At 54.4% G+C, this 11739-nt stretch carries 10 protein-coding genes; all 10 read left to right on the forward strand.

Translation table 11 applies throughout. The features are described from left to right. Positions 1 to 848, forward strand: an 848-nt coding sequence (locus tag VLH40_05570; protein ID HSV31477.1) for an aminotransferase class I/II-fold pyridoxal phosphate-dependent enzyme, incomplete at its 5' end; no start/stop codon positions are given. 139 nt (positions 849 to 987) lie between these two features. Further along, complete coding sequence (locus VLH40_05575; GenBank protein HSV31478.1) at positions 988 to 2007, forward strand: alcohol dehydrogenase catalytic domain-containing protein; 1020 nt, start codon at positions 988 to 990, stop codon at positions 2005 to 2007. 153 nt (positions 2008 to 2160) lie between these two features. Then, positions 2161 to 3117: a thiamine pyrophosphate-dependent dehydrogenase E1 component subunit alpha gene (locus VLH40_05580; GenBank protein HSV31479.1), complete on the forward strand. Its 957-nt coding sequence runs from the start codon at positions 2161 to 2163 to the stop codon at positions 3115 to 3117. Beyond that, positions 3110 to 4096 (forward strand): alpha-ketoacid dehydrogenase subunit beta, encoded by a 987-nt coding sequence (locus VLH40_05585; protein HSV31480.1) that lies wholly within the window; start codon positions 3110 to 3112, stop codon positions 4094 to 4096. Before VLH40_05580 ends, VLH40_05585 begins: the two co-directional genes overlap by 8 nt. A gap of 143 nt (positions 4097 to 4239) precedes the next feature. Beyond that, positions 4240 to 5223 carry a sugar-binding transcriptional regulator gene (locus VLH40_05590; GenBank protein ID HSV31481.1) on the forward strand — a complete coding sequence of 328 codons (984 nt, stop codon included), beginning with the start codon at positions 4240 to 4242 and terminating at the stop codon, positions 5221 to 5223. Between the two features lie 15 nt (positions 5224 to 5238). After that, positions 5239 to 6816, forward strand: a complete 1578-nt coding sequence (lsrK, locus tag VLH40_05595) for an autoinducer-2 kinase (GenBank protein ID HSV31482.1) — start codon at positions 5239 to 5241, stop codon at positions 6814 to 6816. 414 nt (positions 6817 to 7230) lie between these two features. After that, positions 7231 to 8121, forward strand: a complete 891-nt coding sequence (locus VLH40_05600) for a polysaccharide deacetylase family protein (protein HSV31483.1) — start codon at positions 7231 to 7233, stop codon at positions 8119 to 8121. Continuing rightward, the gene (locus VLH40_05605) at positions 8118 to 9209 is read left to right on the forward strand and encodes a LacI family DNA-binding transcriptional regulator (protein ID HSV31484.1); all 1092 of its coding nucleotides are present in this window, start codon (positions 8118 to 8120) and stop codon (positions 9207 to 9209) included. The genes VLH40_05600 and VLH40_05605 overlap by 4 nt, the downstream gene beginning before the upstream one ends. Before the next feature lie 47 nt (positions 9210 to 9256). Further along, on the forward strand, positions 9257 to 10429 hold the full coding sequence (locus VLH40_05610) for a Xaa-Pro peptidase family protein (GenBank protein HSV31485.1): 1173 nt from the start codon (positions 9257 to 9259) through the stop codon (positions 10427 to 10429). Between the two features lie 59 nt (positions 10430 to 10488). Beyond that, positions 10489 to 11739: hypothetical protein (locus VLH40_05615; GenBank protein ID HSV31486.1), on the forward strand; the 1251-nt coding region annotated here is incomplete at its 3' end.

The raw sequence follows: 11739 nt of genomic DNA on the forward strand, positions 1-11739 counted from the left end.
AAATCGTTCCCCTCCCTACCACGATTGATGAGAGTTTTCATCTTCCCTCCCGGGAGGTGATATCCCGATATATTACCGGGAAAACACGAGCGATCCTCTATTCTTCCCCGGGGAATCCCACCGGGGTAATCTATAGCCGGCAGGAGATGGAAACGCTGGCTGAAATCGCCCTCGCAAAAGGTATCTTTCTCATTTCCGATGAAGTGTACCGGGAATTCATCTACGATCCGTCGGTGAGTTTCTCGTCAGTCTTTGATTTTCCGGAAATCAAGCACCAGGCGATCCTCACCGATTCCATTTCCAAGCGTTTTTCGTCCTGCGGAGCGCGAGTCGGTTTTCTGGCCACGGCCAACGAGGAAGTACTCAGCGCCGTGCATAAGTTCGCCCAGGCCCGCCTCTCTTCCCCGACGGTGGAGCAGCGGGCGGCGGAAGCGGCCTACCGGATGGATCCTTCCTATTTTCATCCCATCCGGGCCGAGTATCGCTTACGGCGGGACACTCTGACGGCAGGTTTACAAGCCATCGATGGGGTTGAGTTGCACGTACCGGAGGGCGCCTTTTACCTGATGGTCCGACTCCCGGTTGACGACGCGGAGCGCTTTGCGATTTTTCTCTTATCGGAGTTCGCCTATCAGGGGAAAACGGTGATGGTTGCCCCGGCCAACGGGTTTTATTCGACGCCGGGAAAAGGGGTAGACGAGGTGCGGATTGCCTATGTCCTGAACCAGGAACGCCTTGTGGAGTCGATCCGGATCATCGAGCGGGCTCTCACGGTCTACCGGGAAAAGACCGAAAGAAAAATCGGCGTTTGCGACCTGACGGATTCCGATGATTTTGGAAAAAGTTGAGCGTTCAACGCTCAGTGTTTCAGCTTCTTGACAAGTTTGGTGTTTTGTGAGAAAAATGACCACGAGCATTTGACCGTGCCGGTGAAGAGAAAAGGCACAGCCAGGCACTAATCCATAGATGATAGAGAGGGAAGTAGACATGAAGGCGCTTGTACAAGGTTCAAAACACAAGGAGAGTCTCCAACTCAGGGAGGTTCCCGAGCCTACACCGGGCGCGATGGAATTGAAGGTCCGGGTCGAAGCTGCCGGCGTCTGCGGGACGGACGTTCATGGTATCGCTTCCCTGGAGCCGCCGGTGATCCTCGGTCATGAATTTAGCGGTGTGGTAGTGGAACGAGGGGAGGAGGTTGTCGGGTTTGAGGTTGGCGACCGGGTATCCTCCGAAACCACGGTCTATCATTGCGGCCGTTGTCCCTATTGCCTGGGAGGTCATTTTAACCTCTGTCCGGATCGCAAGGGCTTGGGATCCCGGGCCGATGGGGTTTTTGCCGAGTATGTGATCATTCCGCAGCACACCGCCCACCGTTTACCCGATACTCTGAGCTACGAAGAAGGGGCTCTGTTGGAACCCTTTGCCTGCGCGGTGCACGGGGCAGTCGAGCAGGCGGCGATCCGGGCAGGACAGACGGTCTGCGTACTCGGGCCGGGTCCTTTGGGAATCCTGGTAGGATGGCTGGCCGCCAGGCAGGGGGCTGGGGTGGTACTGGTCGGTAAATCGGAAGACCGTATGCGGATGGAAGTCGCCCTCCGGGGGGGTATCGGACACCTGGTCAATAGCGATGAGGTAGAATTAAAACAATTCGTCAATGAAACATTTGGTGATTATGGAGTCGATGCTGTATTCGAATGTTCCGGTGCGCTGGGGGCGGTCTATGCCGGTCTCGCAGTATTGAAAAAACGAGGACTCTTTTTACAGATGGGCATTCTCCACCGTCCGGTCGAGCTTGATTTCGACCGGTTCCTCTTCGCTTCAGAGCTCATCATCAGCGGATCCCGCACTCAGAAAAAATCGAGTTGGGACAAAGCCATCGCTATCTTAAGCGCCGATCGTTTCCCGTTGCAAACCCTGGTCACTCATCGGTTGAGCCTGGAGGAATGGCAGGAGGGATTCGCCCTGACCCTGAACCGTCAAGCGATCAAGGTGATTCTCAGGCCTTAGGAGGAAGAGGTGGGGGGGAATGATTGTATATTAGAGGAATCATCCGGCCGGCCTGGCCGGTGGCGGCGGGGGATAAAAAAGGAGGAAACGATAAGAGGGGTTTCCTCGTTTACTCGTCATTGGGCACTTTTTTCAGATGGGGAGGAACGTTACGTGTTGTCAGTCGAAAATAAATTGGATATGTTGCGTAAAATGCTTCTTATTCGACACTTCGAAGAACAAGCGGAGGAGTTGTACATGGAGGGAAAGGTGTTTGGAACCTTCCACCTCTATGTCGGCGAGGAAGCGGTGGCGGTGGGGGCGTGTGCGGCGCTTCAGCCTGATGACTACATCACCTCGACCCACCGTGGTCATGGGCACTGCATCGCCAAGGGGGCTGATGTCAAGAAAATGATGGCCGAGATTATGGCCAAAGATACCGGGTATTGTCACGGGGTAGGCGGGTCGATGCACATCGCCGATGTCGAGCAGGGAAACCTGGGAGCTAACGGGGTGGTTGGCGGCGGGATTCCAATCGCCATGGGGGCGGCCTTGGGTTGTAAGCTTCAGAAGAACGGGAAAGTGGTGCTCGGTTTTTTCGGTGATGGGGCGTCCAATACCGGCAACTTTCATGAGGCGATCAATATGGCGGCGATTTTAAAGGTTCCGGTGGTCTTTATTTGTGAAAACAATCACTATGCCATGTCCAATCCGGTCAAAAACGCCTTGGCCATCGCCGATATATCCGAACGCTCCGGCGCTTACGGAATACCCGGGGTGACCGTGGACGGGAACGATGTCCTGGCGGTCTACGAGGTGGTGGCGGAATCCGTGGAGCGAGCCCGGCAAGGCAAGGGACCGACCCTGATTGAAGCCAAGACCTACCGCTTCAAAGGGCATTCCAAGAGCGATAAAAACGTGTACCGGACCAAGGAAGAGATCGAAAGTTGGAAGGCCCGTTGCCCGATCAAACGGTTCAAGGGATATCTTGCGGAGAATGACGGAGTACCGGTGAAAAAACTGGAGGACATCGAAAGTCAGGTGGAACAGGATATCGCCGAAGCGATTGTTTTTGGCCTGGAAAGCCCCGAACCGACCCTCGAGGAAGCGAGGAAGATGGTCTATGCCTGAACGGGAAATCACTTTTCGGGAGGCTGTCCGGGAGGCGTTGCGGGAGGCGTTGCGCGCTGATGAGCGGGTATTTCTGTTGGGACAGGACATCGGAATCTACGGTGGGGCGTTCGCGGTTACCCTGGGATTGATCGAGGAATTCGGCCGGGCGCGGGTGATCGATACGCCAATTTCGGAAGCGGCCATGATCGGGGCCGGAGCGGGCGCGGCGCTGGTCGGTTCCCGACCGGTGGTGGAAATTCAGTTTTCCGATTTTATCGGAATCGGCATGGATCAACTGGTCAACCAGGCCGCCAAAATCCGTTTTATGTTCGGAGGAAAAGCGACGGTGCCTATGGTGTTACGGGCTCCCATCGGCTGCGGGACGGGAGCCGCCGCCCAGCATTCCCAGAGTCAGGAAGCCTGGTATGCCCACGTGCCGGGGTTGAAAGTTGTGATGCCCGCGACAGCCTATGATGCCAAGGGGCTACTGCACGCCTCCCTCCTCGACGACAATCCGGTGCTCTTTTTTGAACATAAGCTGCTTTATCCGATGAAGAGCGCCGTTCCGGATAAACCCTACACGGTTCCCCTGGGAAAGGCAAAAATCAGGCGTTCGGGCCGTGACGTGACCTTGCTCGCCTATGCCCTGCAGACTGTGAAATGTTTGCAGGCGGCCGACTTGCTGGCTGATCAGGGGATCGATGCCGAGGTGCTGGATCTGCGGACCCTTCGCCCGCTGGATACGGAGGCGATCGCCGAATCGATTAAGCGGACCCATAAAGCGGTGGTAGTCTACGAAGCGCCGCGCACCGGAGGTTTTGGGGCGGAAATCGCTGCCTTTATCGGGGAAGAGCTGTTCGATGAATTGGATGCTCCGGTCATGAGATTGGGCGGTCTCGATATGCCGGTTCCCTACAATCCGAACCTGGAGCAAGCCCTGGTACCGCAGCCGGACACCATCGCCGGAGCGGTTAAAAAACTGTTGAATCGCCGGTGAAAAACAGATCTGTCCAGATTCGTTTCCCGGAGGCCGGGCCTCACCAACTACCGGGGTTGGTGCGGACCGTATCAAAAAAGCAAGGCCGGATGGGTGATATCTGAGTCAAATGGTGTGGTATTTTGGGGGAGAGGACATTAGAGATGGGAATCGGTCAAATTCCGGACGGTGGTGGTTCTGAACGGAGCGATCCAAAAACGGAAAGGGAACTGACGATCGAGGTCGCCCGCCTGTATTATTATGAGGAATTGACGCAGGATGCGATCGGATCGGTGTTGGGGATCAGCCGGCAGAAAGTGTGGCGCTTGCTCAGCCGGGCCCGGGAAGACGGGATTGTCCAGGTGCGGGTGATGGAGCCCGAGACCGACCTGGAACTGAGAGAAGAAGAGCTGAAGAAGCGCTATGCCCTGAAGGAAGTCCGCTTAGCCAGAATCTTCAGTAATGACGAAAAGGTAATCCAGAAGCGCATCGCCCAGGTGGCGGCGTCCTATCTGCGTTCCCGGGTCGAACCGTACATGACCCTGGGGATATCCTACGGAAAAACCCTTTTTGAAATGACCCGATACCTGGCTCCTCGTCAGGTGCCGGGTCTACGGGTAGTGCAGATCATGGGTGGCTATGGCAAACTGAAAGGGGAAGTCATGGCTATCGAACTGGCCCGGCGTATCGCCGCTTGTTTCGATGGGGACGTTATTTATCTGCTGGCTCCGGCCTTTGCCCGGGACCGGATGACCAGGGACGCCATCTGCCAGGAAAATTCGGTCCTCCTGCCTCTGGACATCGGCCGGAAGGCTGATATGGCCCTGGTCGGCATTGGAGGAACCACGCCGACCTCGACATTACTCGATACCGGAGACATCCACGAGGCAGAAATGCGAATTCTGGCCCGAGGCGGGGCGGTCGGCAATATCTGTGGTCATTTTTATGACCAAAAAGGCCGGCTGGTCCCTTCCCCGGCCGATGAGCGTTGTATCTCGCTCGAATTGAGCGAATTGCAGCGCATTCCGTTGGTCATCGGGGTAGCGGGAGGGACGGAAAAGTTCAAGGCCATCCAGGGGGCGCTGGCGGGCAGGCTGGTGAATGTCCTCATAACCGATGAAGGAACCATGAAAAAACTTTTGGATTGAATGGGATGTTCGACGATGGAGGAAATGATGCGTGACCGGCGTTATGTGGTGGTTTTTGATGTGGGCACCGGCAGTGGACGTTGCTTGATTTTTGATTTTCAGGGGAGAGAACTGGCGGAATGTCACCGGGAATGGACTCCGCAGACTCTCCCTCAGTATCCGGGTTCCCGGGATTTTGACACCCGCGCCAGTTGGCTTCTCCTGAAAGAGTGTCTGCGGGATGCGCTGAAATGTTCCGGGATCCGGCCGGAAGAGATCGCCGGGGTGACCGGAACCAGCATGCGGGAAGGGTTCGTTTTATATGACCTCAGGGGACGGGAAATCTGGGGCTGTCCCAACACCGATGCCCGAGCGGGAGAGGAGGGGAGGGAACTGATCGAGCAGGGAGTAGGGGAAAAGGTCTTTCAGGAGGGAGGAGACTGGTTTGCCATTCACGCCATGCCCCGCCTGGTCTGGATCCGCAAAAAGCAACCGGATATCTTTCACCGGGCCCGCCATCTGACCATGCTGGGAGACTGGGTGGTTTACAAGCTGACCGGAGAGTACACCACGACACCCTCCCTGGGATCGAGCTCCGGGCTTTTCAGCCTGCAGAAACGGTCCTGGTCACCCCGGAGCGTCGCGGTCTGTGACATGGATCTGTCGGTTTTCCCCCCGGTCTACGAATCCGGTACCCTGGTTGGGGAAGTGACGAGCGAAGCCGCGGCGGAAACAGGCCTCCTGGCCGGGACTCCAGTGTACACCAGCGGGGGGGACACCATGCTGGCCTGCCTGGGGGTGGGCACGACCGATCCCTATGCCTATACCGTGGTGGGAGGGTCCTTCTGGCAGACCACCATGATCACCCCTGCTCCTTTGATCGACCCGAAAATCCGCCTGCGAACCCACTGCCATATCCTGCCCGGATTCTGGATGACCGAGGGGTTCGGTTTTCTCAACGGAATGGCTGTTCGCTGGTTCCGGGACGCGTTTTGTCAGCATGAAATGGCGGAAGCCGAAAAACTGGGAATCAGCGCCTATGAATTCCTGGAGCGGGAAGCAGCCACTGTTCCGCCGGGCTCCCATGGGATCATCGCCACCTTCTCCGATATCATGAACGCCCGCACCATGAAACACGCTACCCCTTCTTTTCTGGGTTTTGACATATTTTCTCCGGAAACCTCGGGGAAAAAAGAGTGCTACCGCTCACTCCTGGAGAACGCCGCCTATGTGGCGTACGGTCACGCCCTCATCCTCGAGGAATTGACCGGACAAATGTGTGAAGAAGCCACCTTTTGCGGCGGAGCGTCCCGGGGCATTCTCTGGCCCCAGATTGTGACAGACGTCACCGGGGCTCGTCTTAGAATCCCGGAAGTGAAAGAGGCGACGGCGCTCGGCGCGGCCATGTGCGTCTTGAAGGGCTTGGGGGTATATGGTGGTTTCGCGGAAACCGCCCGCACCATCGTCCGCTGGGAGCGGGAAGTGGAGCCGAACCAGGAACGCCACCAACGGTACCGCGAATTATTCACGCACTGGAAATCCGTCTATCGAGAAGTGCTGGAACTGGGCAACCGTGGTCTTCTGGAGTATCTTTGGAAGGCTCCCGGATTATAGGACCTCATACTCAACCACGAAATATCCCTTGGTTTGAACGATTCCTCTCAAAATACCTGACCAGACAGAATCGAACCATACGACGCTCCTTGGGTTTTTTGATAGTCTGAGATTTTCCAATACGGGTTTTGCCCTTGGGTACGCCATATGGTTCGATTCGCTGGCTCATACTATCGGCAAAGCTACATCTACCTTAAACTGACTCTGGCAGGTTTCTCTACCATGGCTGCGGGGGTTCCTCTATTTCAGTGATACCCATATCTACATTTCTTACTTCAAAATGAAAGGAGGGTCATGCACAACATTTGACAATAGCTTTCTTGACATCATTAGAAGTCAATGTTACGCTGTAAGCGTTTACGTAAATATTCCGTTTTCCCAGGACATTATTCACGACTGAGAAAGGGAGACGCTATGGATAAACCACGGGTGGTTATCGGTATCGATACTGAAACCGATGTTGGAAGCTTCACCCCTTTTTATTCAGGACTTGAAAACGGGCTCCCTCTTTTGCTCGAACTTTTCGGGAAAAAATCCGTCCCGGCAACCTTCTTCTTTGTCGCTGAAGCGGCTCAAAAGTTTCCGGCTCTCACACGAGAAGTCATGAAAAGGGGTTTCGAGGTCGGCTGCCATACGATTCATCACGAGACAATCGGGGATCCGCTCTTCGACATTCCTCTGGTCAAACCGGTCCTCCCGGAAGAGGTGCCCAATCGTCTCCGCCGGGCAACAAGCATGATCAGCGAGGTGATTGGGAGTTCGCCGGTTTCTTTCCGGGCCCCCCGCCTGTGGGGAAGCACCACGATGGTGAATTCCCTGGAAGAGCTTGGTTATGTCGCTGACGCTACCTACCCTATGTATTATTTCGAGGAAAGGATAGCTCCCTATCACCCCTCAGCGACTGATTGGACGCAAGAAGGAGATTTGAAAATACTCGAAATTCCCAACTTTGCGGACCTCAGTCTCCCCCGCAAGGATCCCTGGGGAAGAAACCGGGACCAATGGCCGATTTTTCGCACGGCAGGAGCCGATGTTCTGATCAGTCATATTGATAACTTTATTGCTCTTGCGACCAGTCGGAATGTCACACCGGTCCTCTGTTTTTATTTTCACCCCTGGGAATTCATTGAAATGCCCTCCCGCTTTGACTTCGGGGAAGCCAGCGTTGAACCCAGCCCCTTCATTATTCGCAACTGTGGATTCTATGCTCTGCAGGAATTAGGGCGGTTGATCGATTTGCTGCGCGGGAGAGACGCTGAATTTTACAGTGCCGCCGGTATGGCTGCGTATTGGAGTCAACGGTGAAAGTAACCGGACAAACCAATAAGCTGAAGCCGACCTTGCAAGATGTCGCCCGGGAAGCGAACACCAGCATTGCGTCCGTTTCCCGGGTAATCAATAACTCGGATTTTGTGCGGGACGAAATCAGACAGCGGGTGTGGAAAGCGATCGAGAGACTGCAGTATTTTCCCAATACAACCGCTCGTAGTCTGGCGCGAGGTAAGACCGTCTTTTCCAATACCAACCAGTATGTGGGAGTGTTGTTCGGTCAATTTGTCCGGTCCGATCACTCTTTCTTTTCCAGCATCATATCCGGGATTGAAAAAACCATGTTCGATAACCGGATCAACATTGTTCTGTCTTCGATGCCTTCCCGGGAAAACGGAGCACTCTGCGACCTTCCGCCCTTTCTGGCGGAAGACAGCCTACGATACATTATCTTGATTGGAGAAGGGGGTGGCGGGCTTCTCCGCTACCTCCAAACCAACGATTTTATTTTTGTGGTGGTCGATGCCCTTGCTCCGTCAGGGGTGGATTGTGTGCTTTGTGATTACAAACGAGGTTCTGTTGAAGCAATGGAGTACCTTTTCGACTTGGGACATTCCCGCATCGGATTGATTCTCGGACCTAAAACCCACTATTTTTCCCGGGCCCTGGAATACGGTTATCGTAAAGTCCACGAAAACAGGGGGATCCAGGTGAACTCCACTCACATCGTGTACGGGAACGACTTCAGCGCCCATAGCGGCTTCCAGGGTGCGGACCGGTTGTTCTCCCTCCTTCCTGTGCCCACTGCTGTTTTTACCAACGACGAGATGGCCATCGGCGTTCTGAAGAAGGCAAAAGCGTTGGGAGTCCGGGCTCCCGAAGACGTTTCACTTTTTGGTTTTGACGACATCGGGGTTGCGTCGTTCCTCAGCCCGCCGCTAACCACTATGCGCATTCCCAGCCAGGAAATGGGGAACCTGGCCGCCCGGTTGCTCCTGGAGCACATGAAAGAAACCGTCCCCTCTCCGACCCGGCGCATCGAGGTTTCACCCCTCCTTGTACCCAGAGAATCCTGCAGGAATCTCTCACCTTCCCTCCCGGGTCAAATGGACGACCGGGCTTGAAAAAGATTGGGAGCAGAGTATAAAAATCCCTGAAACGAGGTGATCAAATGTCTCTTCCCGCCACAGAAGCACAGAATCGCTTGGCAAAAGTGCGCACCCTCATCCAGTCCAATAATCTGCCCGGTACTCTGGTATATTATGACGAATTGAACATCGCCAACGGCTGGTATCTGTCCGGCTGGTGCCCGCAGTTTGAAAGCGGCATGCTCCTGGTTCCCAGCGTAGGGGAGCCGATGATCCTGGGCGGTCCGGAATCCGAACCCTTTGCCCTGAATGATTCCGGCATCAAAAAAACCAGAAATATCCCCGTCTTCATGGTCCCTGAAGAAGAGTACCCCAACGCCTATATCTCCTCTTTCGCCGAAGTATTCGGGGAAATCGGCCTGAAAGGGGGGAATCAGCGGATCGGGGTGGTGGGCCTGGATAAAATGCCTTACGGGGTGTACGAGTTACTCAGGAAAGATCTGCAGGGAATCGAGCTGGTTAACCTGACCAACGCCTATGAAGAGTTCCGGAAGGTCAAATCGCCGTGGGAGGTCGCTCAGCTCAAACGGGCCTTTACCCTGTGCGCCGAGTCCTTTCAGCTCATGGAAGCCCTGGTAAAGGAAGGAGTGCGTGAAACCGAAATCGCCGGGGCGGGAGAAGGCAAAGCCCGGTCGCTGGGAGCCAACTGGTTCGCCTTCAAAACCATCGTGGCCAGCGGTATCCGGACCAACGGGGTGGTCCCCACTGCGTCGGAGGAAAAAACCCTCGCGCGGGGGGAAACCGTGATCCTGGGGATCAGCCCCCGGGTGAATGGCTATGCGGGTTCGGCCGGTTTCACCTACGTGGTGGGGGAGGCTTACTCAAGCGTTCAACGCCAGGTCATCAACGATATGATCGAAGCCTACCGCATCACCCGCAATGCCCTGCGGGTCGGCGCCGTCGGCAAGGAAATCGATGCCCCGGTCCGTGAATTCATGGAAAAGAAGGGCTATTCCCGGTACCTGGTCTGCCCTTTCGCCCATACGGTGGGATTGATGGAAGCGGAGGCTCCCTTTTTCGGCCCGGGAAGTAACGATGTATTGAAGCCCGGTATGACTGTGTGCATCGACGTCAGTGTTTTTTCGGTTCCGGAGGTCAACGGCGTGCGGTTCGAGACCGGTTACCTGGTCACCGATCAGGGCCTGGAACCCCTCTCTCCGTCCTTCGACCAAAAAATCATGAGCCACCGGGTATAAGTTCCCTTCATAGAGATGGAAAGAAAATATTTTGAATAGAAAAGGGCTGAGAAGAAAGAATGGCTGCAAGTAAGCAATTCCAACATCGAATCGGTTTTGGAGTTTGGATCAATGATTTTCGGAATGATCCTCTTACACAAGACAATTGGCCCTGCATTTGCATCGACCAACAAACCCAAGACGATTTCCGGGGAATGATGCAGTTCCTGAAGAAAATTGGATTTACCGCAGTGGATATCTTTGGCTTTCTCACCAATCATGACTGGCCCGAAAAAGTTCACGATGTCGTCTCGGAGGATCGAATAAGGGCCGTCCAAAGGCTTGTCAAGAACGCTCACGATAACAATCTAGAGGTTATCTACGGACTTGGTGTGTACAGTTGGGGATTCGACTCGATTATCAAGAACAATCCCGCGGTGCGAGGAACCAGTCCGCAAGCGATGTGTGGTTCTCGAGAGGAATCTCAACAATATATGAGGAAGGTCGTTGATTTCGTTACTAATACCTTTAATTTTGACGGATTCCATCTCGAGGTGGCAGATCAGGGGAGATGTCGATGTGCGCTGTGTTCCAAGGAAACCGATGTCGTTTATTTCAATCGCCTCAATCGGGAAACTGCTGAATATATCCGATCCAAGTTGCCCGATAAATTTCTGCTGGTCAATACCTCGGGATACCTTCCTTGGGGAGATACCTTTGCTCCTGAAGAGTTTTCTTCTCTTTATGAACTTGGGGAATGGATCGATGTATTAATCGATGGTGGCAACCACGGCCAATTTGTGGCCGAGGAGCATCGAACCAAGTTCGTTGAAAATCTCCCCTGTGATTACGGCACTTCGGGAGGTTTCTGGATTTACCCTCCCCAGCATTGGAAACGTCTCCGCTGGTTTTTACCCTACTTTTATTACGCAGCCGATCATTTGAAAAAACTCTACCGGGACGGAGGAAGGGCTTGCGAAATTTATCTCGGCCCACTCCTTAACCCGGGTACCGAGTTAAACCTTTGGTGTATCGGAAATTTTCTTCAGGATCCGCTAAAAGACCCGCTCACCGTTGTGTGGGACGCTATCGAGACTCTCTATCGTCCAAAGAATCAAAAGTCCGCTTCCCAATTGGTAGACTTGATTAGTCGAGCCGAGTCAGCCTTTTTCAACAATTGGTCAAGTCAGCGCCAGTCTGGTATCCCAGAACAATATTCCGATGGAATTGAATCTCTTTTTGCCTGGTCAAACACTAAACGAGAACGTGCTATACCAGGAGAACTTTTTTTGGAACCGCTTTTTGGCAATCAACCCGGTTTTCCAGTGTAC

The sequence above is a fragment of the Atribacteraceae bacterium genome (assembly GCA_035477455.1).
GTDB lineage: Bacteria > Atribacterota > Atribacteria > Atribacterales > Atribacteraceae > DATIKP01.